This is a genomic window from Gottschalkia purinilytica, assembly GCF_001190785.1.
GTDB classification, from domain to species: domain Bacteria; phylum Bacillota; class Clostridia; order Tissierellales; family Gottschalkiaceae; genus Gottschalkia_A; species Gottschalkia_A purinilytica.
Genome location: NZ_LGSS01000007.1, coordinates 45,980 through 70,814 on the forward strand (window position 1 = coordinate 45,980; position 24,835 = coordinate 70,814).

Here is a 24,835-nt window from a genome sequence, read left to right on the forward strand (position 1 = left end):
AATCGGACACGGGATGTCCGTTTTTTTAGGTGTTAGGCACATGAGCCATACATGAATCCTTTTAGGGGTTTGCGTATGGCTTTTTTTATTGCTGTTTTTAGGTATTTATGTGGAGAAAAGCATCATTTTGAGTCTGAAATTACCGGGCATGAGGTGTCCGCCAAGGCTGTCCATTTCTACCTTACAATAATATTAGACGAAGGAAAGGTCCTTCGTAAGTAGCTAGATTAAGACCGTCCCTCGTCTACAAAAAAATATCGAATGCCTGATTTGCAATAAGGGCAGAGGATACATATTGTTTCGCTCCAATCCGTAAGGATTGTTGCGGTGCAATAGAAGTACCTTACCTTATTGCGCTCATTTTCAGGATAAAAAGGTCTGTGTACTTCTGGTACAGGCCTATTTTTGTATCCTTTGCCGCCAATGCAATCCGGCGGAAAGGGTGCAAAATGAAAATTAGAATTCAGCACGAAAACAAATCTATCTACCTAGAGGTACCAGACGAGGACTTCACCTTAATGATTGAGGCGGATTATGGGGACAGGCTATCTTCTGCAGAGGACAAAGAAACTGTGACCCGGCGCTCTCCACAGGAGATAATGGACGAACGTTTCAACAAGCCGGAATACAATAACTGGCACAAGTTTGACAGGCATAGAGGTATGCCAAAGAAACCATTCCGCAAGGATGACCAAGAGGTTGATGAAACCGACCATATGGACTACTTTCCTGACTACTCAGATGAAACGGCTCGAGAGAAAAAAGAAGAGTATGAGCATATCTGTGAAATTATTCGCAAGGCTCTCAAGGAAAAACAAGCAGAGCTACTGATAGCCATAGTCTTGGATGGTGTTTCGGTAACGGAGTATGCAGAACGTGAGGGAGTAAGTGTAAGTGCCATTTCCCACCGTTTAGATACAGCTAAAAAGAATTTCAAAAAAATCTATCCCAAATCCTCAACTTTCCCCTCTTGCCATGGCTAATAGTTAGAGGGCAGCACATAAACGCTCTCGGAAAGAGGTGAATACATGAAGCACAACTTGAAAATCAGTGTTTCAAAAAAACCACAGACTGGCGGGATTGTTTCCTGTCGAAACGTCACCATAAGGGAGCGTTTCCTTCGTTTCTTACTTGGTGATAAGCAGAAACTGACCATCCTTGTTCCGGGTGAAACCGTACAGGAACTCGCCATCAGTGAGATTAAGGAAGGAGGAATAAGCCATGAGCAAGATCAAGCTACTCCTTGATGTGGTTTCCGATATGCGCTCTTTGGCAGACAGCATACAAGCGGTTGCGGATGTAATGGCGGGCAATGAACCTGTCGAAACAAAAGAACCAACTACAACTGTAAAAGAGCCTGAACCAAATAAAAAGGAAATCACTCTAGAGGAAGTCAGAGCAAAACTCGCTGAAAAGAGTCAAGCCGGTCTTACTGCCCAAGTAAGAGAAATTATCCAAAAATACGGTGGCTCTAAATTAAGCGAAGTTGACCCGAAACATTATGCAGATATGTTAAAAGATGCGGAGGTACTTGGGAATGAGTGATCATGCAGTTCTTTCCGCATCAGGAGCACATAGGTGGCTGAATTGCCTTCCGTCTGCACGATTGGAACTGGAGTTTGTAAATAACGAATCCAGTGCAGCCGCTGAAGGCACCGCTGCTCATGCTCTCTGCGAACATAAACTTAAAAAAGCACTTCATATGAGAAGTAAGCGTCCAGTCTCAATTTATAACTCCGATGAGATGGAAGAACACAGTGATGCCTATGTGGAATTTGTAATGGAACAGCTTGAGCTGGCAAAGCAGAGCTGCACAGACCCTTTAATACTAATCGAACAGCGTCTTGATTTTTCCTGCTATGTTCCACAGGGATTTGGAACCGGTGACTGCATCATTATTGCCGATAGGAAACTTCACATTATCGATTTCAAGTATGGCATGGGAGTATTGGTGGATGCGGTGGACAATCCACAGATGAAACTGTATGCACTGGGTACTTTAGAAATTTACGATAGTTTGTACGACATTGAGGAAGTTTCCATGACCATTTTCCAGCCACGCAGAGAGAATGTCAGCACTTGGACAATCCGGGTAGAGGATTTAAAAGCTTGGGCTGAAAAAGAACTAAAACCAAAGGCTAAAAAAGCTTATGACGGTGAAGGTGAATATCTTCCGGGTGAGTGGTGTACTTTCTGCCGAGCGGCAGTTAAATGCCGTGCTAGGGCTGAGGAAAAACTGAAATTGGCACAATCGGAGTTTAAACTACCTCCACTACTTATGGACTCTGAAATCGAGGAAGTTCTATCTAAACTGTCCGACCTTACGAAGTGGGCAAATGAAATCATTGCTTATGCCACCGATGCAGCTGTTAATCACGGTAAAGAGTGGCATGGTTTTAAGGTTGTTGAGGGCAGATCTGTCCGCAAATACAAGGATGAAGATGCTGTGGCTGAAGTAGCCAAAGCAAACGGTTATAAAGATATCTTTCGTCAGAGTCTCATCACTCTTACGGAAATGGAAAGGCTGATGGGCAAATCAAAATTTGAGAAGATACTCGGTGATCTTATATACAAGCCACCGGGAAAGCCGACTCTGGTCCCGTTATCGGATAAGCGTCCGGCTATGAACGTATCAAACGCAAAAAACGAATTTAACGAAATAACGGAGGAATGTGAATATGAATAATAAAAACAGAACGAAGGTTATTACTGGTGTAAACACACGTCTCAGCTACTTTCATGGCTGGGAACCGGTATCCATCAATGGTGGAGCAGAAAAGTATAGTGTATCGGTATTAATTCCTAAAACAGATAAGGAAACCATAAATGCCATCAATGCAGCAGTTGATGCAGCTATTGAAGAGGGCATTGCAAAGTTTGGCGGTAAAAAACCAAATAAGGCTGCTATCAAGCTGCCACTTCGAGATGGTGATGTAGAACGAGATGATGAGGCTTATAAAGGACATTATTTCGTAAATGCCAACAGTACTACTCCGCCTCAGATTGTAGATAAAGCAGTCAAGCCCATTCTGGATCGCAACGAGGTATACAGTGGTTGCTATGCAAGAGTGTCACTTAATTTCTATGCTTTCAATTCTAACGGGAACAAGGGTGTGGCCTGCGGACTTGGTAACATCCAGAAGATTAGAGACGGAGAGCCTTTAGGCAGCAGAACCACAGCGGCTGATGATTTCACCACAATTGAAGATGATGATTTCCTAGCATAACAGCTAAAGTATGAATACAAACGGGGTGGTGGAAGTTGTTCTTCTGTCACCTCGTTTGCATTGGAAAGGGTGTAATACATGAATTCTATTTCAATTGATATTGAAACATTTAGTAGTGCCAATCTTCAAAAATGTGGAGTCTACCGTTATGCCGAGAGTGATGATTTTGAAATTCTATTGTTTGGTTATTCGGTTGATGGCGGTGCAGTTCAGGTGGTCGATCTTGCCTCCGGAGAGAAAATCCCTAATGAAATAATCAATGCTCTTATGGATAATTCCGTTACCAAATGGACCTTTAATGCTATGTTTGAGCGTGTTTGCCTATCAAAATGGCTTAACATTACTGATTATCTTGACCCTACATCCTGGAAATGTTCAATGGTATGGTCGGCTTATATGGGACTTCCGCTTTCTCTTGAAGGTGTCGGTGCAGTCTTAGGATTGGAAAAGCAAAAATTGACGGAAGGCAAAGACCTCATTAAATATTTCTGTACACCTTGCTCCCCTACTAAATCAAACGGAGGACGAGTTCGTAATCTGCCAAAACACGATATTGATAAATGGGAGCGATTTAAAGCATATAACCTCCGTGATGTGGAAGCCGAGATGTCAATACAGCAGAGACTATCTAAATTCCCGCTTCCAGAGAATATATGGTCAGAATATCATCTTGACCAGAAAATAAATGACCGTGGTATCTCTATAGACATGGCTTTTGTAAAACAAGCCGTCAAGATGGATGAAAAGTCGCGGGAAAAGCTAATGGCTTTAATGCAAGATATAACTAATTTGGAGAATCCAAACTCTGTACAACAAATGAAAGAATGGCTTGCTGATAATGGATTGGAAACAGATAGCCTTGGTAAAAAAGCGGTTGCTGAGATGTTAAAGAAAGCACCTGAACCACTAGACACCGTTTTGGAACTTCGTCTGCAGCTTGCGAAATCATCAGTAAAAAAATATACGGCAATGGAGAATGCGGTATGCAATGATGGCCGTGCTAGAGGAATGTTTCAGTTTTATGGAGCCAACAGAACAGGCAGATTTTCGGGTAGGCTGATTCAACTGCAAAATCTCCCTCAAAACCATATGCCCGATTTGGAACAGGCTCGTGCTTTAGTTCGTAGCGGAAACTTTGATGCTCTTACCTTACTTTATGATTCTATCCCGGAGGTACTATCGGAACTTATCCGTACTGCTTTTGTACCGCAGGAGGGTATGAAGTTTATAGTTGCAGATTTCTCTGCGATTGAAGCTCGCGTTATTGCCTGGCTTGCGGGAGAAAAATGGAGAATAGATGTATTCCAAAATGGCGGTGACATTTACTGTGCAAGTGCATCTAAGATGTTTAACGTACCTGTAGAGAAAAACGGTGTTAATGGACATCTTCGTCAGAAGGGAAAAATTGCTGAATTAGCCCTAGGTTACGGTGGATCTGTTGGAGCACTAAAATCAATGGGTGCTTTGGAGATGGGAATTGAAGAAGAGGAACTTCAACCTCTTGTAACGGCTTGGAGACAATCCAATCCCAATATTACAAAACTATGGTGGGATGTTGACCGCGCTGTAAAAACCTGCGTTAAGCAGAAAACTCCTACAGAAACACACGGCATTAAATTTATATATCAAAGTGGAATGTTCTTTATTGTCCTTCCTTCCGGCAGGCGGCTTTCCTATGTGAAACCTCGTATGGGAGAGAATGTATTTGGTGGCGAGTCAGTCACTTATGAAGGGGTCGGAGGGATGAAAAAGTGGGAAAGAATCGAAAGTTATGGACCAAAATTTGTAGAGAATATTGTCCAGGCAATCAGTCGTGACATTTTGTGTCATGCCATGCAGACGTTAAAGAATTGTTCCATTGTGGCTCATGTACACGATGAAATTATAATCGAAGCGGATATGAGTATGTCACTTTCTACTATTTGTGAACAAATGACTAGAACACCAACATGGGCAAATGGCCTGTTACTTAGTGCTGATGGCTATGAGTGTCAGTTTTATCAAAAAGATTAAATATATTTTTTCAAAATCCTCAACATTTATTAGCTCCTGTGGCTATTAGGTAGAGGGGTTTCCTCTCTGACTATATTACAGGAGGTAATTCGTATGGACGAATTAGTAAGAATCAACTATGAAAAAGACCGCCCCACAGTGCTTGGCCGTGATTTGCATGCAGTTTTGGAAGTGAAAACACCCTATGATAAATGGTTTCCAAGAATGTGTGAGTATGGATTTGTGGAGGGTACGGACTTTTCGACATTTCTGTCGGAAAGTACAGGTGGAAGACCAGCTGTGGACCATCAAATAACAATTGATATGGCAAAAGAGCTATGCATGATACAGCGTACTCCAAAAGGAAAACAATGCCGCGGGTACTTTCTTGAAATTGAAAGACGATGGAACTCTCCAGAAGCAATCATGGCAAGGGCATTACAGTTTGCCAATCAGCAACTAAATCAAGTAAGGAATCAAAATAAATTACTTGAAGGTACGATTGCTGTTCAGAATCAGCAGATTGCGGAAATGAAACCGAAAGTCTCCTATTATGATGTAGTTCTAAATTGCAAAGACCTCATTTCTACATCAGCAATTGCCAAAGATTACGGCAAGTCAGCTATTTGGATGAACCGCTATCTTAATAAAAAGGGCATCCAATTTAAACAAGGTGGTATCTGGCTTTTATATCAGAAGTATGCAGAAAAAGGCTATACCAGCACCAAGACACATAGCTACATTGGTAGTAACGGTGAACTGCATACAAAAGTCCATACATATTGGACTCAAAAAGGCAGACTCTTCATTTACGAACTGTTGAAGGCAGATGGTATTTTGCCGCAGATAGAAATGGAGGGTGTGTAATGGGAATCGATAAATTCAATCATGAAGGATACCATGACCCAACTCCCCATGAGGCACTGACCAACATAATAAGAAAGAAAAAGGCAGAGAAAAAATCTGCCTTTAAGCCGCTTGTATATATTTGTTCTCCCTATTCCGGTGATGTAGAAGGAAACGTTAAAAAGGCTCGCAACTTTTGTAGATTTGCCTTGGAGAATAATTGCATCCCAATTGCTCCCCACCTTATGTTTCCGCAGTTTATGGATGATGAAGATCCAAAGGAACGGGAACTCGCCATATTTATGGACATCGTGCTTATGGGTAAATGCTCCGAAGTTTGGGTGCTAGGCAATACCATTTCAAGCGGTATGGCAAGGGAGATTGAAGTAGCCAAGAAACGCAGACAAACGGTCAGATATTTTAGCCCGGAGCATGAGGAGGTCGAAAGCTTATGAAAATCGCTGTGGGCAACAGCCGGATGGACAAGAAATGGAAAAACAAAGATATCTCGTGGGAGGATTTTTGTGCCCGTGTAAAGACAACACAACGTACTACGGAAACAGTAGAAGAATATCGGAAATTAAAAAGAGGCCAACAAGATGATATCAAAGATGTGGGTGGTTTTGTCGGAGGGCATTTAAAAGGGGGAAGGCGAAAGAAGGGCAATGTTTTATGCCGTTCTTTGCTTACCCTTGATATGGATTACGGTAGGCCAGACATCTGGGAACAAATCAGTATGCTTTTTGATTTCAAATGCTGTGTTTATTCCACCCATAAGCATACACCAGAAAATCCAAGACTTAGGCTAATCGTTCCTCTCGCTCGTGAAATCAGCGAAGAAGAATACGCAGCCGTTGGACGTATGGTGGCAAAAGAAATCGGCATTGACCTTTTTGATGATACGACTTATGAAGCCCATCGCCTTATGTATTGGCCATCCACTTCATCTAATGGTGAATTTGTCTATGAAGAGCAGGATGGAGAACTGCTTGACCCCGATGTTTATCTTTCAAAATATCAAAACTGGCGGGATACATCAACTTGGCCGGTATCAAGCAGGCAGTCTGAAGTTATAAATCGCAGTCTTAAAGAACAAGCAGATCCGCTTTTAAAGGAAGGTGTGGTAGGAACATTCTGTCGTGCCTATCCCGTTCGAGAAGCAATTGAGAAATTCTTAGGTGCAGTTTATGCCCCATCTGCTATGGAAGGACGATACGATTATATTCCAGCTGATAGTAGTGCTGGTGTGATTATCTATGATGATAAATTCGCATACAGCCACCATGCTACAGACCCAGCAAGTGGATTACTCCTCAATGCTTTTGATCTCGTTCGTATTCATAAATTCGGTTCTTTAGATGATAAAGCTTCTACCACTACAGCTCCTGGTAAGATGCCATCTTTTGTGGCAATGTGCGAGTTTGCTATAAAAGATGAAAGAGTAAAAGCTGAGTTTTCTAAGGAAAGACAGGCACAGGCTGAAGAGGAGTTTAGTGATGAGGATTGGCAGACAGCTTTGGAATTGGATAAGCAAGGCCGAATAAAAGACACGCTAGACAACATCGTTTTAATTATTCGGCATGATAAGGAATTACAGCATATAGCTTTTAATTGCCACCGTGATGGTATTGATGCCAAAGGAGGTCTGCCTTGGGAACAGATCAAGGTGGGTTGGAATGATTCAGATAATGCACTTCTTAAAGTGTATTTAAGCAGCAAATATGGAGTCTATTCACCTACCAAGACCAAGGATGCTGTGTTAGCGGTAGCGGCTGAACGAGCCTACCATCCTGTAAAGGAGTATCTGGACTCCCTGCCAAAATGGGATGGAATTAGTCGAGTAGATAATCTATTAATTGATTATTTCGGTGCAACAGATAATTCCTATACAAAAGCAGTCATCCGCAAAACGATGGTTGCAGCGGTAGCCCGCATTTATAGACCAGGCACAAAGTTTGATAGTGTCCTTATCTTAAACGGTCCTCAAGGTATCGGTAAGTCAACCTTCTTTGCAAAACTCGCTGGAGATTGGTTTTCAGACAGCTTGACCATTACGGACATGAAAGATAAATCTGGGGCTGAGAAACTTCAGGGATATTGGTTATTGGAACTGGGTGAGCTTGCTGGTATGCGTAAGACGGATGTGGAAATTGTGAAGTCTTTTATTTCGAGGGCAGATGATAAGTACCGGGCAAGTTATGGAGTCAATGTGGAAAGCCATCCCCGTCAATGTGTGATTGTAGGTTCTACAAATGCAGAAAGCGGGTTTCTTCGAGATATAACTGGCAATCGAAGATTCTGGCCAGTCCGTATTAGTGGTAATGGTAAAAAGAAAGCTTGGCAGATGACCAAAGAGGAAGTACAGCAGATTTGGGCAGAGACACTAGTGCTTTATGAGAAGGGAGAAAAACTCTACCTTGAAGGTGATGATGCATCCATGGCAACTAGTGAGCAGGCAGATGCCATGGAAACAGATGAACGAGAAGGATTGGTTCGTACCTATCTGGATACTCTTTTGCCGGATGATTGGGACACTATGTCTTTATACGAGCGTAGAAATTTCCTCGGCGGTAGCGAATTTGGCGGCGGCACCCGTGTTGGAACAGTAAAAAGAACCCTTGTCTGCAATATGGAGATTTGGTGTGAATGTTTTGGAAAAGATGCATCCTCAATGAGAACATCTGATTCTTATGCCATCGGTGCCATTATGAGAAAGATCAGTGGGTGGAACAAGTACACCGGGAACAAGAACGGAACAATCAATTTCCCTATCTATGGAAAGCAACGAGCTTATTCCCGAACCGAGGAACAAAGCTAGTTGTACCTTACCTTGTTCTCATACTGGTTCTTTCCCCAAAGCTAGTAATCAAAAGGAAAATCTACGGTTCGGAACAAGTGGAACAAGAAGTATCCTATTTATTTATTAATAGTAAAAAAGAAGAAAGTGTAGCCTGTGCATACACGCATACGCGCACGTATAGGAAAAATGGGTCAAAGTTGTTTTCTTGTTCCGAGCCTTTTTATATGGGAGGCATTTATGCTTGAAAAATATATCGAAAAGAAATTGGTGGCTGAGGTAAAAAAGATGGGTGGCATTGCAGCAAAGTTTGTTAGTCCGGGTTTGGATGGGATGCCAGACCGCCTAGTGCTTTTACCACTTGGAAAGATGGCATTTGTGGAATTAAAGGCTCCCAGAAAGAAACCTCGTCCACTACAGATTAGAAGAATAAAGCAATTACAAAAATTAGGCTTTACCTGTTATGTCATTGACGATGTTGAGCAGATTGGAGGGATACTCGATGAAATACAATCCTCATAAATATCAAACATATGCTACGAATTTCATACTTGAGCATCCCATAGCAGCGGTGTTTTTAGAGATGGGTCTTGGCAAAAGCGTAATCACTTTAACTGCTATATTTGATTTATGTCTTGATAGTTTTGAAATTGGAAAGGTTCTGGTCATTGCCCCTCTAAGGGTAGCAAGGGATACTTGGCCAACTGAGATAAACAAATGGGAGCATTTAAAAGGACTGGAGTATTCAGTGGCTATTGGAACAGAACAGGAGCGGTTAGCAGCTCTTAGGAAACCAGCAAGTGTCTATCTTATAAACAGAGAAAATGTTGACTGGTTAGTAAACAAAAGTGGCATTCCTTTTAATTATGACATGGTGGTAATCGATGAGCTATCATCCTTTAAGTCCTATGGAGCAAAAAGATTTAAGAGTTTACTAAAAGTCAGACCTAGGGCGAAACGCATCGTGGGTCTTACAGGTACTCCATCCAGTAACGGGTTAATGGATTTGTGGGCAGAGTTTCGTATTCTCGACATGGGTAAAAGACTCGGCAGATACATAACTCACTACCGCAATTCCTTCTTTACTCCAGATAAACGTAATCAGCAGATTGTATTTTCATATAAACCATTACCTGGGGCAGAAGATGCCATATATCGGCTCATTTCAGATATTACCATTTCAATGAAGTCGGTTGATTTTCTGAAAATGCCAGAGTGCGTGATCAATGAAGTGCCTGTGTATCTAAATGACAAAGAGCAATCCGTATATGATCGCTTTCGTGAAGAGATGGTTCTTGAATTTGCTGATGAAGAAATAGATGCCATGAATGCGGCCGTCCTTTCAGGGAAACTCCTGCAAATGGCAAACGGTGCGATCTATGATGATGATAAAAATACCCATATTATTCACAACCGCAAGCTAGATGCTCTTGAGGATTTAATTGAAGGTGCAAACGGCAAACCTGTGCTTATTGCCTATTGGTATAATCACGATTTAGAGCGTATTAAGAAAAAATTCAATGTCAGAGAAATTAAGACTTCCAAGGATATCAAGGATTGGAACAACGGCGATATTTCTGTAGCGGTTATCCATCCTGCATCAGCGGGACACGGCCTTAACTTACAAAGTGGTGGTTCAACGCTTATCTGGTTTGGACTTACATGGAGTCTTGAACTCTATCAGCAAACCAATGCGAGACTTTGGAGACAAGGACAAAATGAGACAGTGGTAATCCATCACATTGTTACAAAAGGAACGATTGATGAAGATGTGATGAGAGCCTTGAAACGAAAGGAAAAGACACAGTCCGATCTTATTAACGCTGTCAAAGCAAATCTGGGGAAAGCGAGGGGTGTTGTATGATGGATGCATTTGAAAAACTGGCAAATGCCATTATTCTACAGGCGGTCAAGGATTATCGTTTTGCTCTGAAAAGACTAGCAAAATACCCTCGCAATGATTCTGCTAGATATACGAAAGGTGAGATTGAGCGTTTCTTTCATTCCGGGTATTTCACTACCCTAACATCCCTCGATCCTGAGATGCTAATTAAAAAGCTACATGAGGAGGTGGTGCGATGACGGCAAAGGAATTCTTGAAACAAGCATATCGCTTAAATGAGTTGATTAATTCCGATCTAGAGGAGTTACAAAATCTAAGGGAACTCTCAAGGAGTGTTTCATCTCCTGTTCTTGAGGAAAAAGTCAGTAAAACAAAAAGTACTGATCCACCTTTTGAAAAATACGTGATTAGAATAGTAGATTTGGAGAAGCAGATACAACAAGAGGTGGAACGTTTAATAAAGCTTAAGTCAGATATTCGTGAAGCGATTAACCAGATGGAAAACGTGGATGAGAAGTTGCTTCTTCGCTACCGTTACATTAACTTTCTTAACTGGGAAGAAATCTGTGTCAACCTTAATGTTTCTATGAGAACTGTGCATAGACTTCACTCATCAGCCTTGCAGCATTTAAAGGTGCCTAAATAAAAGTTGGCACACTTTGGCACAGGTTGGCATACGATGACACTGTTTGTCCGTAGTGAAAGCTATATAATGGTAGTATGGAATAATAGCAAACAGAAGCCTTCACGGGAGCATTTCTCCTGCGAGGGCTTTTTCTATGGGCAAAAGGAGGTGTAGTATGCCAAGGAAACCTAAGCGACCATGCTCTTACCCTGGTTGTCCAGAGCTGACTGACAGACGTTTTTGTGAAGAACATGCTAAAAAGGAAGCTGCACGGTATGAAAAGTATGACCGTGACCCAGCAACTCGTAAGCGATATGGTCGTGCATGGAAGAGAATACGTGACCGCTACATTGCAACTCATCCTCTTTGCGAGGAGTGTAAACGGCAAGGAAAGCTGACCCCAGCAACCGAGGTACATCACATTCTTCCTCTTGCAAGAGGTGGAACACATGATAGAAGCAATCTGATGTCCCTTTGTACTTCTTGTCACTCTGCCATCACTGCAAAAGATGGAGACCGTTGGGGAACCCGGTAGGGGGAGTCAAATCTCCACAGCTTTTTAGATGTGCAACGGGCGTGGGGCAACGCGTGAAAATTCGCGGTTTCAAACAGGGTAATAGACCCATCGACGAAAAGAGGTGAGTGAATGGCCAAAGATGGAACAAATCGTGGCGGTGCCCGTATAGGCTCTGGTCAAAAAAAGAAACCACTTGCTGATAAAATTGCACAGGGTAATCCAGGTAAGAGAAAGCTAGAAATCATTGACTTCCAAAATACCGCTGATTTAAAGGGGCAGGAAATGCCAAAGCCAAGGGCCATGCTCTCAGCGGTGCAAAAGGACGGGAAAACCCTAGTAGCCAGCGAGATTTATGAAATTACTTGGAAATGGCTTGAGGAGCGAGGCTGTGCCCATTTGGTGCTCCCACAGCTTCTAGAACGATATGCCATGAGTGCGGCCAGATGGATACAGTGTGAGGAGGCGGTAACTGAGTTTGGCTTTCTTGCCAAGCATCCAACTACCGGCAATGCTATTCAAAGTCCTTATGTAGCTATGAGCCAGAACTTTATGAGCCAGACAAACAGATTGTGGATGGAGATTTATCAAATCGTTAAAGAGAATTGTGCTACAGAGTATTCTGGTTTAAACCCACAGGACGATGTGATGGAGCGACTGCTATCTGCCCGCAGAGGAAAATAAAGATGAGGAGATATATAATGAGTAAAAGATATTTAACAGCTGAAAGTGTATGTGCTGGACATCCTGATAAACTATGCGACATCATAGCAGATAGCATTTTAGAGGCATGTTTACGTAAAGACAAAGCATCACGTGTCGCTTGTGAGGTAATGGCAACCAAAGGGAAAATTATCGTGGCGGGCGAAATCTCCTGCAGCGAGAAAATAGACATCCGATACATTGTTAGGAATGTCCTTAAAGAGATTGGATACAACCCTCTTAAATTCTTGATTTATGTATTTGTACACAAACAAAGTGTAGATATTGCAACTGGCGTGGATACTGCACTGGAAGTAAGAAATGGAATAAATGAACAGTATGGTTCGATAGGTGCTGGAGACCAAGGAACTGTGTATGGCTATGCTACAAAGGAAACAGGAGAAATGCTTCCCCTACCCCTTGTACTATCTCACAGGATTGTAAAGAGACTGGATGATTGCCGAAAAGGGAAACTGATAAAAGGTATCCATCCAGATGGTAAAGCGCAGGTGACGGTGGAATATGAAGGGGACACTCCAGTGCGAATAAAGACTATTGTGATATCGGTACAGCATGATAAGAATAAAACACAGGAAGAACTTAAGACAGATATCCTTAACAATGTCCTATGGCAGTGCTTTGAGGATTTCCCATTTGATGATGAAACAGAAATTCTCATTAACCCCTCTGGTAGATTTGTCGAAGGTGGTCCCGCTGCCGATACAGGCTTAACTGGTAGAAAAGTTATGGTTGATACCTATGGAGGACTTGCATCCCATGGAGGTGGCGCACTTAGTGGTAAAGACCCCACCAAGGTTGACCGAAGCGGTGCCTATATGGCTCGGTACATTGCAAAGCATATCGTCTGGTGTGGTTATGCAAAGAGATGTGAAGTTAGTATATCCTATGCCATTGGTAAGGCAAATCCTGTAGCCTTTTCTGTAAATACCCTTGGCACAGGTATTGTTTCTGACGAAATATTAACTCTTGCTGCACAGGAGATTTTCAATTTAAGACCTGCGGCAATCATAGAGAAGTTGCGTCTAAGGAATGTGATTTACTCTGATACAGCTGTTTATGGTCACTTTAATAGTTGTCTATTCCCGTGGGAGGATGTAAATAAGTACAGTGAATTTAGAAAGGCGGTGGAAAAGTATGTTGATAGAGAAGATAAAAACTAAACAACTCATCCCCGCTGAATATAACCCAAGGAAGGATTTAAAACCGGGTGATCCGGAATATGAGAAACTTAAACGCTCCCTTGAGGAGTTTGGATATGTAGAACCCGTAATATGGAATAAGACCACAGGCAGAGTCATCGGAGGTCATCAGCGTTTGAAAATCCTGCTGAGTATGGGCATGGATGAGATAGAATGCGTAGTTGTTGAAATGGATGAGCAAAAGGAGAAGGCGCTGAACATTGCACTAAATAAAATAAGTGGTGATTGGGATAAAGACAAATTAGCACTTCTCATCACGGACTTAAATGCTTCAGACTTTGATGTGTCTTTGACAGGTTTTGACCCAGGAGAGTTGGACGATCTTTTCAAGGATTCCCTTAAGGATAATATAAAAGAAGATGATTTCGATGTAGACAGCGAGCTGAAAAAGCCCGCTGTTTCGCATTTAGGGGATATTTGGCTACTTGGACAGCATCGATTAGTCTGCGGAGACAGTACAAAGAAAGACACCTTTAATGTCTTGATGGATGGGAAAACTGCTAATTTGGTAGTTACGGACCCTCCATATAATGTTAACTATGAAGGCACTGCTGGAAAAATCAAAAATGACAATATGGCTAACGAAGCGTTCTACGATTTCCTGCTGGCAGCATTTCAGAACACCGAAGTAGCGATGGCAAAGGACGCTTCTATTTATGTATTCCATGCGGATACGGAAGGACTCAATTTTAGAAGAGCATTCTCCGATGCAGGATTTTATCTTTCCGGTACTTGTATATGGAAAAAGCAGTCCCTTGTTCTCGGTCGCTCTCCTTATCAGTGGCAGCATGAGCCTATTCTCTTTGGGTGGAAAAAGAAAGGTAAGCATAACTGGTATTCCGATAGAAAGCAGACTACCATCTGGGAATTTGAGAAACCGAAGAAAAACAGTGATCATCCTACGATGAAGCCAGTTGCACTTGTGGCCTACCCTATTTTGAATTCAAGCCTTTCTAATTGTATCGTGCTTGATCCTTTTGGAGGTTCAGGAAGTACACTGATTGCTTGTGAGCAGACAGATAGAATCTGTTACACCATTGAACTGGATGAAAAGTACTGTGATGTTATTGTGAAAAGGTATATTGAGCAAGTTGGAAACTCAGACGGTGTGTTTCTTTTAAGAGATGGTTCGAAAGTCAGATATTGTGACCTGCCGGAGGTGAATGCAGATGAGTAAATTGACACTCGGTTCCCTTTTTGATGGGAGCGGAGGTTTTCCTCTAGGCGGTCTGCTCTGTGGCATTGAGCCTTTATGGGCATCTGAAATTGAGCCCTTTCCTATAAGAGTTACGACCAAACGCATCCCTCAGATGAAGCACTATGGGGATATAAACAAATTAAATGGTGCGGAGCTTCCACCTGTAGATATCATAACATTTGGCTCTCCCTGCACAGATATGAGTGTGGCGGGTAAAAGAGCTGGTCTGGACGGAGAACAATCCGTCCTTTTTTATGAAGCAATAAGAATTATCAAGGAAATGAGGTGTAAGACCAATGGACAATATCCAAGGTATGCAGTCTGGGAAAATGTCCCCGGAGCATTCTCGTCAAATAAAGGAGAGGACTTTAGGGCAGTCCTCGAAGCGGTCATCGGTGTCAAAGAGCCGAACACCTCGGTGCCTTTACCTGAAAAAGGACGATGGCCATACGCTGACATCTATATGGGAGACGGATGGAGTGTGGCTTACCGAACTATCGATGCGCAATATTTCGGAGTACCCCAACGTCGTCGTAGAATCTACCTTGTCGCAGATTTTGCAGGCAGATGTGCCGCAGAAATACTATTTGAGTCCGAAGGCATGCCAAGGAATTTTGCGCCGAGCGGCAGCCCGTGGCAAAGAACTGCCGGAAATGCTAAAAACTGTACTAGAAAGACAGGCAATAGCATAACCTGCCTAAATGATCAAGGCGGAAGAGTGATGTCTGTTTCTAAAGATATTACTGCAACACGTCGAGCAGAGGAACACGGGCATCAGCCTTGCGTAATGCAGTCAAGCTGTTTTTGTACCGAACACAGTGCCAAGAGTAGAAGTGTCGGTTATGAGGAGGAACGCTCCACTACCCTTAGAGCGGGTGGTGTTCCAGGTACAGTCATGTCTTTTGAACCAGGTGCAGTTTCACGCATTGGCGGGCACACGGATGAAAATATAAGTGGAGCACTTCGTGCAAGCATGGGAGATAATCAAACAGCTGTTGTAATAGAAAACCACCCAACTGATAGCCGTGTGAAACTCTCAGAGGATAATAAAGTACAGACGCTTACTTCTCGTATGGGGACTGGTGGCGGGAATGTACCTCTTGTTATGAACACTCCTAAAACGTTAAAAATTCGTTCCGGGTGTGAAGGTGGCGGTAAAGGTGCGTTAATTCAGGATGATAAGTCTGCTACCCTTGGATGCAACAATGACCAGACTGTTTTTGTGCCTACTGCATTTGGTATCTGTTCTGATAAGAGCAACTCTATGCAGTCAAGCAATCCTCACAGCGGTATATATAAAGCAGATACTTCCCGAACCATCGATGCTAATGGTGGAAATCCGGGATGTAATCAAGGCGGTATTGCAGTAGTTGCTCTTCAAGGCTCGATGATTGGAAGGCAGGATAAAAATGGTCCCCAAGGAAGCGGTATAGATGAGGATGTTTCTTTTACACTTAATACCGCTGATCGTCATGCTGTTGCCTATGCCATGACTACTGGAGCCTATGCACAGGTTGAAGAAGATAAAGCGCCAACGTTATTGTCGAGAGATTATAAGGATGCCCCTGTTGTGACTCAGCCATCTTACGGTATTGATAGGGCAGCTTTTAACCAAGGAAAGAACGCGCTATATAAACCTGCTATAAATGAAGAGCAGCAACCTACGCTCACGGCAAAGGGACCTGGGGCAGTGGCACACCCAGCTTCATTTTATCCTCAGATGAAAGCCGAAAGTCAATGCTACAGACAAGACGGTACATCAAATACGATTATTAATGGTACCAATCCAGGTTATCAAAATGGATTGGTTGAACCGGACTATATCGTTCGAAGGCTTACACCAACGGAATGTGCAAGATTGCAAGGTTTTCCTGATGATTGGTGTGATGACCTCGGTACGGAAAACCCTACAGAGGATGAAATTTTATTCTGGACAGAGGTTTGGGAAACTCACCGCAAAATCATGGGTAAGAGCAGCAAGCCAAAAACAAGAATGCAGATTATAAAATGGCTTAACAACCCTCATTCTGATTCAGCTGAGTATAAAATGTGGGGTAATGGTGTAGCACTTCCATGCGTCTGTTTTGTGCTGACTGGCATTGTGTTATCTGCTGAAAATCCGCCGATTAATGGAACAGTCTTTTCTACAGAAAGATGCTCTAAATGACTTGATATTAACAGCCTTTAGAGTGATATATGTATGTACCGAAAATAGAAAGGCGGTATAAAAAATGCAGATAAACTATAATGTCACAGGAGCAAAAAGAAAAGAGTTAGTCAACGCAATCAGCCAAAAACTGAATGCTCCTGCAAGATATCTTGGAGCACCTACATTTGCATATGAGGTGGAAGACTACAACATTGACAAAAACGGGGTAGTCAGAGGACCAGATAATTCTGAACTGGTTAATGATCTATTAGGCTTTTATGACTTCAATGCGGTTACAGCAGAATATGACACACCACTTCCAGAAGCAGAGCCTGTTCTTGAAAATATTCAAGTTCCCAATGAAGCGGCTCTTGGGGATAGGGTAAGTCCAAATAGTGATTACGAAGAACCTCCCGTATATAGCGAATCAGATGAAACCGAAGAAACTGTTAATTTAATTATCCATATGCCGAGGGAGGGTTTTAGCGAAACTGCACTTGATAACCTAAAAGGATTGGTAGAAAGCAAAGAAACCCTTATAAAGAAAGCACTTGATACTGACTCTATTCCCATTATCATAAATGAGGAATTTATAACCTTCCCTTGGTTCCAGAGTGAGTGCTCCGCAGAGGAGGTGAAGGCTTATACCCACTTTGTAACAGCACTTTGTGAAATGGCAAAGAAGCAGACCCGCGTCAACTCGACCGAGAAATCAGTGGAGAATGAAAAGTACGCTTTCCGTTGTTTCCTTCTAAGACTTGGATTTATCGGGCCAGAATACAAAACAGAACGAAAAATTCTCCTCTCCAAACTGTCGGGTAGCTCTGCCTTCAAAAGCGGAAGTGCCAAGCATCAGGAGGTGAGTGAATAATGAATATCATTCACCCAGAAATGCTAAAGCAACTTAGAAGTTATTACACTCCAGGAACTCGTGTCATGCTACTTAAGATGAATGACCCTTATACCAAGCTTCAGCCAGGAGATAAAGGTACGGTTACTAGTGTTGATGATTTGGGAACTATCCACGTCAGTTGGGATTCAGGCAGTTCCCTTGGAGTGGTTTTTGGAGAGGATTTATGCAAGAAAATCGAAGAATAAAAACACACATTTTAAGCCCAATATGGCAGTAAATATGTAGATTTATGTTGCAGAATTGTCTTGCTATATAAGCCTTTTAGAGTGATATATGTACATGCCGAAAGGACAAACACACTTTAAAAGGAGCGAGACACGATGTTAAGTGCAAAATTCGGGATTGAGATTGAATTTACAGGGATTACAAGGGAAAGGGCAGCTAGAGTCGCTGCAGAATATTTGCAAGGCATTTACAGTGAAGGCGGGACTTACTACGACACCAAGAAGGTAAAAACTTCAGATGGTCGAGTGTGGAAGTTTATGTACGATGGGAGCATCAACTGCCAAAGAAAAGAAGGTAGAAGAAAAGTAGCTGCAGGTAGAGATTATAGCGTTGAGCTGGTTAGTCCAATCCTAACCTACCGGGAGGACATTGAAACTTTGCAGGAGCTAGTAAGAAAGCTTCGCAAATCTGGAGCCTTTACAAATACATCTTGCGGAATTCACATTCATCTAGACGGTGCTGAACATACCCCACGAAGCATTCGAAACTTTGTAAATATCATTGCAAGCAAAAACGACTTATTTTATAAAGCACTTCAGATTGCACCGCAGAGAATGAATTACTGCAAAAAGATGGACAGCATTTTGGTTGAGAAGATAAACCGTAAAAAGCCTAGAACCATGAGACAAATTGAGGACATTTGGTACGAGGGCTACAGCGAGAGTAGAAACACTCATTACCACAACAGCCGCTACCATTTCCTCAACCTTCACAGCTTTTTTACCGGAAACCATACAGTTGAACTTAGAGGGTTCAATAGCGAACTTCATGCAGGAAAGATAAGAAGCTACATTGTTCTAGCACTTGCCATCAACCACCAAGCCTTAACACAAAAGTGTGCATCAGCAAAGAAACCGCAGGTGGAAAACGAGAAATTTGCCATGAGAACCTATCTAAACCGGATTGGTTTCATTGGGGATGAATTTGCAAACTGCAGAGAACATTTGACAGCAGCACTTTCGGGTTCAGCTGCATGGCGGTTTCGGGCGGCCTGAGCTGCCCCTAACCCACAAAGCTAAGAAGGAGGATTACAATGAAGAATAAATTATATCTTGCCTATGGCTCCAACCTTAATCTAAAGCAAATGGCCGACAGATGCCCCACAGCGAAGGTGGTAGGAGCAAGTCAAATCAATGACCACCGCCTATTATTTCGAGGGGCACACGCGGGCGCTGTGGCGACAATCGAGCCTTTTGAGGGTGGCAACGTACCAGTTTTAGTTTGGGAGATTACACCGACCGATGAAGCGGCACTTGACCGTTACGAGGGATGGCCGTTCCTTTATCGAAAGGAAACAATAAAAGTGAAGTTGGGAAGCAAAACCGTCAAGGCGATGGTCTACATCATGAATGATGGTAGACCGCTTGGACAGCCGAGTTGTTATTATTACAGTACAATTTTAGAAGGCTATAAGAGTGTGGGCTTCGATGTGGAAATCCTGCGCAAAGCGACAACCGATTCAATAGAATCGGAGGAGGTAGCCAATGAATGAGATAATTAAGCAACAAATCCTTTCCATCCGAGAAAGTGGAGTCACAAATATGTTTGATGTGGACCGAGTACAGTATGAGGCAAATGAACGAGGGTTTTATGAATTGGTAGTCTATTTAATAGACCATAAAGCAGAATATGCCCATTTCATACTGACGGGTGAAGTGGATAAAAAGAAATAACTAAATCTAAATAGGATAGAGAAAAGGGCTTCATCTATAGGATTGAGGCTCTTTTCTTATGTCCTTTTCCATAAAAGGGGCGGTGTTTATGCGGAAACTGAAGAAATATAAGCCGACCGCCTTTATAGCTGAAGGGTCATATTACGATAAGGACGCTGCTGATTACGCTGTGGCTTTTATCGAAGCACTCTCCCATACGAAAGGTTCATGGGCAGGCAAGCCTTTTGAACTTATCGACTGGCAGGAACAAATTGTCCGTGATTTATTCGGTATCTTAAAACCTAATGGATACCGGCAGTTTAACACGGCTTATATAGAAATACCTAAAAAGATGGGAAAAAGCGAGCTTGCAGCAGCAATCGCACTTCTCCTCACTTGTGGAGATGGTGAAGAACGAGCAGAGGTATACGGTTGTGCCGCAGATCGCCAGCAGGCATCAATTGTATTTGAAGTAGCAGCCGATATGGTGCGGATGTGTCCAGCGCTGAATAAACGAGTGAAGTTGCTGGCTTCAACTAAACGACTGGTGTACCTGCCGACCAACAGCTTTTATCAGGTATTGTCGGCTGAAGCCTATTCAAAACACGGCTTCAATATACATGGTGTTGTTTTTGATGAACTTCATACTCAGCCAAATAGGAAACTATTTGATGTTATGACAAAAGGGTCTGGTGATGCGAGAACCCAACCGCTATATTTTCTTATCACCACTGCAGGGACGGATACCCAGAGTATCTGCTATGAAACACACCAAAAAGCGGTTGATATTATTGAGGGCAGAAAATACGATCCTACTTTTTATCCCGTAATCTACGGTGCCAAAGAAGAGGATGATTGGACTGATCCTAAAGTATGGAAGAAAGCAAATCCAAGCTTAGGAATTACAGTAAGTATCGATAAAGTTAGAGCCGCTTGTGAAAGTGCAAAGCAGAACCCTGCTGAGGAAAATAGCTTTCGACAGCTGCGTCTGAACCAGTGGGTTAAGCAATCTGTCCGTTGGATGCCAATGGCAAAGTGGGATGCCTGTGCGTTTCCAGTAAAACCAGAGAGCCTTGAAGGTAGAGTATGCTATGGAGGACTTGATTTATCCTCTACCACTGACATTACAGCCTTCGTGCTGGTGTTCCCACCGGAAGATGAAACAGATAAATATACCGTTCTCCCGTATTTTTGGATGCCGGAGGATAATATTGACCTCCGAGTTCGACGAGACCACGTGCAATACGACCTTTGGGAGAAGCAAGGCTATATTTTAACCACCGAGGGAAATGTAGTCCATTATGGATACATTGAAAAATTCATTGAAGAACTGGGGGAAAAGTACAACATTCGAGAGATTGCTTTTGACCGCTGGGGCGCTGTTCAGATGGTGCAAAATCTTGAAGGGTTAGGCTTTACTGTAGTTCCTTTCGGTCAAGGTTTTAAAGATATGTCACCACCTACAAAGGAACTTATGAAATTGACATTAGAAGAAAGAATAGCACACGGCGGGCATCCAGTACTACGGTGGATGATGGATAACATCTATATAAAAACAGATCCGGCTGGAAATATAAAACCGGACAAGGAAAAAAGTACAGAAAAAATAGATGGAGCAGTGGCAACTATTATGGCACTCGACCGCGCCATCCGCTGTGGACCAGGTAATAGTGGAGACTCGGTGTATGACGAGAGAGGTTTAATAATTCTATAAATTTCAATGATTGTTTGTGGTGTAATTCTTTCAATTTGGAGGTGAGGCCTATGAATTTATTAAAAGGACTGTTTCGTTCAAGGGACAAACCGCAAAACCGTGTGGGTAGCGCATTTTCCTTCCTGTTTGGCGGTACATCATCTGGCAAAACAGTAAATGAGCGTACTGCAATGCAAGCAACAGCGGTGTATGCCTGCGTAAGAATACTAGCTGAAGCGATTGCTGGACTGCCACTACATGTATATAGATATCGTTCTGATGGAGGTAAAGAAAAGATTCCTTTCCACCCTTTGTATTACCTTCTTCATGATGAACCAAATCCAGAGATGACTTCATTTGTGTTTCGAGAAACACTGATGAGTCATCTTTTACTTTGGGGCAATGCTTATGCACAGATAGTTCGAAATGGTCGTGGCCAGGCAATTGCGCTTTATCCCCTACTTCCTAACAAGATGGAAGTAAGTCGAGCATCAAATGGTGAACTGGTTTATACCTACTACCGGGATACAGACGAAAGTGGCCTGAATCCAAAAGGAGGCTATGTCACACTTCGCAAAGATGATGTACTTCACATACCAGGCTTAGGCTTTGATGGACTCATTGGCTATAGCCCCATTGCTATGGCAAAAAATGCAATCGGTATGTCACTTGCTACTGAAGAGTACGGTGCGGCATTCTTTGCTAATGGAGCCAATCCCGGCGGTGTGCTGGAGCACCCGGGAGTAATTAAAGACATACAGAGAGTGAAGGATAGCTGGAATAGTGCTTACCAAGGCACAGCTAAGGCACATAAAATCGCTGTATTGGAAGAGGGCATGAAGTTTCAAGCCATCGGTATACCTCCAGAACAGGCTCAGTTTTTAGAAACACGGAAATTTCAAATCAATGAGATTGCGAGGATTTTCCGTGTGCCTCCTCATATGGTGGGAGATCTTGAGAAATCTAGCTTCTCCAATATCGAGCAGCAGTCGTTGGAGTTTGTAAAATACACTCTCGATCCGTGGGTGGTGAGATGGGAGCAAAGTCTCCAGCAATCGCTTATTTTGCCTTCTGAGAAAACATCAGTATTCATCAAGTTCAACTTAGATGGTCTGCTTCGCGGCGATTATCAAAGCCGAATGAATGGCTATGCTATTGGGCGACAAAATGGCTGGATGTCAGCTAATGATATCCGTGAATTGGAGGACATGAACCGTATCCCAGCTGAGGAAGGTGGCGATTTATATCTGGTTAACGGAAATATGACGAAACTGGCTGACGCAGGAGCGTTTGCCAAAACCGAAGGAGGTCAGTAAATGAAGAAGTTCTGGAATTGGGTGCGAGATTCTGATGAAGGGCGCACTCTCTATTTAAATGGAGTGATATCCGAAGAAACGTGGTGGGGTGATGAGGTCACACCTAAGATGTTCAAAGATGAACTGCTAGCTGGCACAGGTGATATTACAGTGTGGATTAACTCTCCTGGCGGGGATGTGTTTGCAGCAGCTCAGATTTACAACATGCTTATGGACTATACCGGAAAGGTCACTGTAAAAATTGACGGGCTTGCGGCAAGTGCAGCTTCCGTTATTGCAATGGCGGGTGGAGATGTATATATGTCGCCGGTATCCATGATCATGATTCATAACCCTTCGACCATTGCCATCGGTGACAGCGAGGAAATGCTGCGAGCAAAGGCTCTATTAGATGAAGTTAAGGAAAGTATTATTAATGCCTATGAGTTAAAGACTGGTCTTTCCCGAACAAAGCTTTCTCATCTGATGGATGCAGAGTCATGGATGAATGCAAATAAAGCCATAGAACTTGGTTTTGCAGATAAGATCATGTTTATGGAAAGTGAAACACCGGATTTGACGGATAGCCTTATCTTTAGCAGGATGGCGGTTACTAACTCACTTATTAGCAAACTACCCAAAAAACAAAAACAAAAGACAGGTACACCTATAGAGTCGCTGGATAAGCGGCTTTCTTTAATTTCTCACTAATTTAAAGGAGGAAATAACAATGAGTAAAATTCTTGAATTGCGCGAGAAACGCGCTAAGGTTTGGGATGCGGCGAAGGCATTCCTTGATTCAAAACGTGGCGGTGATGGATTGTTATCCGCAGAGGACACACAAACCTATGAAAAGATGGAAACTGAAGTTGTTGCACTTGGTAAGGAAATAGAACGTTTGGAACGTCAGGCGGTTATTGACTTAGAACTTTCCAAAGCCACTAGTAGCCCTATTACAAACACACCATCCAAACATGCCGATGATAAGACAGGACGTGCGTCTGCAGAGTACAAGAAAGCATTCTGGAATGCTATGCGTACTCGTGCAGGTGAAGGCCTTGATGTAAACGTAAGAAATGCCCTTCAAATCGGTACAGACTCCGAGGGTGGTTATCTTGTGCCTGACGAGTTTGAACGTACCTTAGTAGAGGCTCTTGAGGAAGAGAACATTTTCCGTTCACTGGCCAATGTTATCAATACATCTTCTGGCGATAGGAAAATTCCTGTTGTAGCTACAAAAGGTACTGCTTCCTGGGTGGATGAAGAAGGCACTATCCCAGATAGCGATGATAGTTTCGGACAGGTTTCTATAGGAGCTTACAAACTCGCTACCATGATCAAAGTTTCCGAGGAACTTCTTAACGATTCTGTGTTCAATCTTGAAGCCTACATCTCTAAGGAGTTTGCAAGACGTATCGGTAACAAAGAGGAAGAAGCGTTCTTTACTGGTGATGGATCTGGAAAACCGACAGGTATACTTGCTTCTACAGGTGGTGCCCAAATTGGTGTGACTACTGCAGGTGCTACGGCAATTACTATGGACGAGGTACTTGATCTGTTCTATTCACTAAAGGCACCTTACCGTAATAAGGCTGTATTCGTTATGAACGACGCCACTGTAAAAGCAATCCGTAAACTAAAGGATGGTCAAGGACAGTACCTATGGCAACCTTCCTTACAGGCAGGTACACCGGATACTATCCTCAATCGACCATTGTATACTTCTGCATATATGCCAACTATTGCTGCAGCTGCAAAGAGTATCGCATTTGGTGATTTTAGTTATTACTGGGTAGCTGATCGTCAGGGTCGTGTATTTAAGAGACTTAATGAACTTTATGCTGTTACTGGCCAAGTAGGCTTTGTTGCTACTCAGCGTGTGGATGGAAAATTAATTCTACCTGAAGCCATAAAAGTACTTCAGCAGAAAGCTTAATGGAGGTG

27 protein-coding genes are annotated in these 24,835 nt (G+C 42.8%); all 27 read left to right on the forward strand.

Annotated features, from left to right (window positions below):
* Positions 1–449 precede the first annotated feature (449 nt).
* The 27 genes from CLPU_RS08565 to CLPU_RS08695 all read left to right on the forward strand — a co-directional run bounded on the left by CLPU_RS08565 (position 450) and on the right by CLPU_RS08695 (position 24,827).
* Positions 450–983 carry an RNA polymerase sigma factor gene (locus CLPU_RS08565; RefSeq protein WP_235436147.1) on the forward strand — a complete coding sequence of 178 codons (534 nt, stop codon included), beginning with the start codon at positions 450–452 and terminating at the stop codon, positions 981–983.
* A gap of 45 nt (positions 984–1,028) precedes the next feature.
* Positions 1,029–1,247 (forward strand): hypothetical protein, encoded by a 219-nt coding sequence (locus CLPU_RS08570; RefSeq protein WP_050355252.1) that lies wholly within the window; start codon positions 1,029–1,031, stop codon positions 1,245–1,247.
* Positions 1,222–1,545 (forward strand): rRNA biogenesis protein rrp5, encoded by a 324-nt coding sequence (locus tag CLPU_RS08575; protein WP_050355253.1) that lies wholly within the window; start codon positions 1,222–1,224, stop codon positions 1,543–1,545. Before CLPU_RS08570 ends, CLPU_RS08575 begins: the two co-directional genes overlap by 26 nt.
* Positions 1,538–2,686, forward strand: coding sequence for a DUF2800 domain-containing protein (locus CLPU_RS08580; protein WP_050355254.1), 1,149 nt, complete (start codon positions 1,538–1,540; stop codon positions 2,684–2,686). The genes CLPU_RS08575 and CLPU_RS08580 overlap by 8 nt, the downstream gene beginning before the upstream one ends.
* Entirely contained in the window at positions 2,679–3,227 is a 549-nt protein-coding gene (locus CLPU_RS08585; RefSeq protein WP_050355255.1) for a DUF2815 family protein, read from the forward strand. The genes CLPU_RS08580 and CLPU_RS08585 overlap by 8 nt, the downstream gene beginning before the upstream one ends.
* 78 nt (positions 3,228–3,305) lie before the next feature.
* Positions 3,306–5,240 (forward strand): DNA polymerase, encoded by a 1,935-nt coding sequence (locus CLPU_RS08590; protein WP_050355256.1) that lies wholly within the window; start codon positions 3,306–3,308, stop codon positions 5,238–5,240.
* A gap of 93 nt (positions 5,241–5,333) precedes the next feature.
* The gene (locus tag CLPU_RS08595) at positions 5,334–6,086 is read left to right on the forward strand and encodes a phage antirepressor KilAC domain-containing protein (protein WP_050355257.1); all 753 of its coding nucleotides are present in this window, start codon (positions 5,334–5,336) and stop codon (positions 6,084–6,086) included.
* Positions 6,086–6,520, forward strand: a complete 435-nt coding sequence (locus CLPU_RS08600) for a DUF7768 domain-containing protein (protein ID WP_035150310.1) — start codon at positions 6,086–6,088, stop codon at positions 6,518–6,520. The genes CLPU_RS08595 and CLPU_RS08600 overlap by 1 nt, the downstream gene beginning before the upstream one ends.
* Complete coding sequence (locus CLPU_RS08605) at positions 6,517–8,883, forward strand: virulence-associated E family protein (RefSeq protein WP_050355258.1); 2,367 nt, start codon at positions 6,517–6,519, stop codon at positions 8,881–8,883. Before CLPU_RS08600 ends, CLPU_RS08605 begins: the two co-directional genes overlap by 4 nt.
* 219 nt (positions 8,884–9,102) lie before the next feature.
* On the forward strand, positions 9,103–9,384 hold the full coding sequence (locus tag CLPU_RS08610; protein WP_035150316.1) for a VRR-NUC domain-containing protein: 282 nt from the start codon (positions 9,103–9,105) through the stop codon (positions 9,382–9,384).
* Positions 9,365–10,726 (forward strand): DEAD/DEAH box helicase, encoded by a 1,362-nt coding sequence (locus tag CLPU_RS08615; RefSeq protein WP_050355259.1) that lies wholly within the window; start codon positions 9,365–9,367, stop codon positions 10,724–10,726. The genes CLPU_RS08610 and CLPU_RS08615 overlap by 20 nt, the downstream gene beginning before the upstream one ends.
* Positions 10,726–10,944, forward strand: a complete 219-nt coding sequence (locus CLPU_RS08620; RefSeq protein ID WP_050355260.1) for a hypothetical protein — start codon at positions 10,726–10,728, stop codon at positions 10,942–10,944. The genes CLPU_RS08615 and CLPU_RS08620 overlap by 1 nt, the downstream gene beginning before the upstream one ends.
* Positions 10,941–11,351: a DUF1492 domain-containing protein gene (locus tag CLPU_RS08625; protein WP_035150326.1), complete on the forward strand. Its 411-nt coding sequence runs from the start codon at positions 10,941–10,943 to the stop codon at positions 11,349–11,351. The genes CLPU_RS08620 and CLPU_RS08625 overlap by 4 nt, the downstream gene beginning before the upstream one ends.
* A gap of 154 nt (positions 11,352–11,505) precedes the next feature.
* The gene (locus CLPU_RS08630; protein ID WP_035150329.1) at positions 11,506–11,865 is read left to right on the forward strand and encodes an HNH endonuclease; all 360 of its coding nucleotides are present in this window, start codon (positions 11,506–11,508) and stop codon (positions 11,863–11,865) included.
* A gap of 111 nt (positions 11,866–11,976) precedes the next feature.
* Positions 11,977–12,528, forward strand: coding sequence for a P27 family phage terminase small subunit (locus tag CLPU_RS08635; RefSeq protein WP_024400905.1), 552 nt, complete (start codon positions 11,977–11,979; stop codon positions 12,526–12,528).
* A gap of 17 nt (positions 12,529–12,545) precedes the next feature.
* Entirely contained in the window at positions 12,546–13,727 is a 1,182-nt protein-coding gene (metK, locus tag CLPU_RS08640; protein ID WP_157857716.1) for a methionine adenosyltransferase, read from the forward strand.
* Positions 13,702–14,943 carry a site-specific DNA-methyltransferase gene (locus CLPU_RS08645; protein ID WP_050355262.1) on the forward strand — a complete coding sequence of 414 codons (1,242 nt, stop codon included), beginning with the start codon at positions 13,702–13,704 and terminating at the stop codon, positions 14,941–14,943. The genes metK and CLPU_RS08645 overlap by 26 nt, the downstream gene beginning before the upstream one ends.
* Positions 14,936–17,131 (forward strand): DNA cytosine methyltransferase, encoded by a 2,196-nt coding sequence (locus CLPU_RS08650; protein WP_050355263.1) that lies wholly within the window; start codon positions 14,936–14,938, stop codon positions 17,129–17,131. Before CLPU_RS08645 ends, CLPU_RS08650 begins: the two co-directional genes overlap by 8 nt.
* A 64-nt stretch (positions 17,132–17,195) precedes the next feature.
* Positions 17,196–17,984 carry a hypothetical protein gene (locus CLPU_RS08655; RefSeq protein ID WP_050355264.1) on the forward strand — a complete coding sequence of 263 codons (789 nt, stop codon included), beginning with the start codon at positions 17,196–17,198 and terminating at the stop codon, positions 17,982–17,984.
* Positions 17,984–18,211 carry a DUF4314 domain-containing protein gene (locus CLPU_RS08660; RefSeq protein ID WP_050355265.1) on the forward strand — a complete coding sequence of 76 codons (228 nt, stop codon included), beginning with the start codon at positions 17,984–17,986 and terminating at the stop codon, positions 18,209–18,211. Before CLPU_RS08655 ends, CLPU_RS08660 begins: the two co-directional genes overlap by 1 nt.
* A 135-nt stretch (positions 18,212–18,346) precedes the next feature.
* Complete coding sequence (locus tag CLPU_RS08665) at positions 18,347–19,246, forward strand: amidoligase family protein (protein ID WP_050355266.1); 900 nt, start codon at positions 18,347–18,349, stop codon at positions 19,244–19,246.
* 38 nt (positions 19,247–19,284) lie between these two features.
* Positions 19,285–19,743, forward strand: a complete 459-nt coding sequence (locus CLPU_RS08670; protein WP_050355267.1) for a gamma-glutamylcyclotransferase family protein — start codon at positions 19,285–19,287, stop codon at positions 19,741–19,743.
* The gene (locus CLPU_RS08675) at positions 19,736–19,924 is read left to right on the forward strand and encodes a DUF5049 domain-containing protein (RefSeq protein ID WP_018664388.1); all 189 of its coding nucleotides are present in this window, start codon (positions 19,736–19,738) and stop codon (positions 19,922–19,924) included. Before CLPU_RS08670 ends, CLPU_RS08675 begins: the two co-directional genes overlap by 8 nt.
* Positions 19,925–20,012: 88 nt before the next feature.
* Positions 20,013–21,617 (forward strand): terminase large subunit, encoded by a 1,605-nt coding sequence (locus tag CLPU_RS08680; protein WP_041700827.1) that lies wholly within the window; start codon positions 20,013–20,015, stop codon positions 21,615–21,617.
* Positions 21,618–21,667: 50 nt separating this feature from the next.
* Positions 21,668–22,912, forward strand: a complete 1,245-nt coding sequence (locus CLPU_RS08685) for a phage portal protein (protein ID WP_012102986.1) — start codon at positions 21,668–21,670, stop codon at positions 22,910–22,912.
* On the forward strand, positions 22,913–23,602 hold the full coding sequence (locus CLPU_RS08690) for a head maturation protease, ClpP-related (RefSeq protein ID WP_018664390.1): 690 nt from the start codon (positions 22,913–22,915) through the stop codon (positions 23,600–23,602).
* A gap of 19 nt (positions 23,603–23,621) precedes the next feature.
* Complete coding sequence (locus CLPU_RS08695) at positions 23,622–24,827, forward strand: phage major capsid protein (RefSeq protein ID WP_050355268.1); 1,206 nt, start codon at positions 23,622–23,624, stop codon at positions 24,825–24,827.
* Positions 24,828–24,835 lie beyond the last annotated feature (8 nt).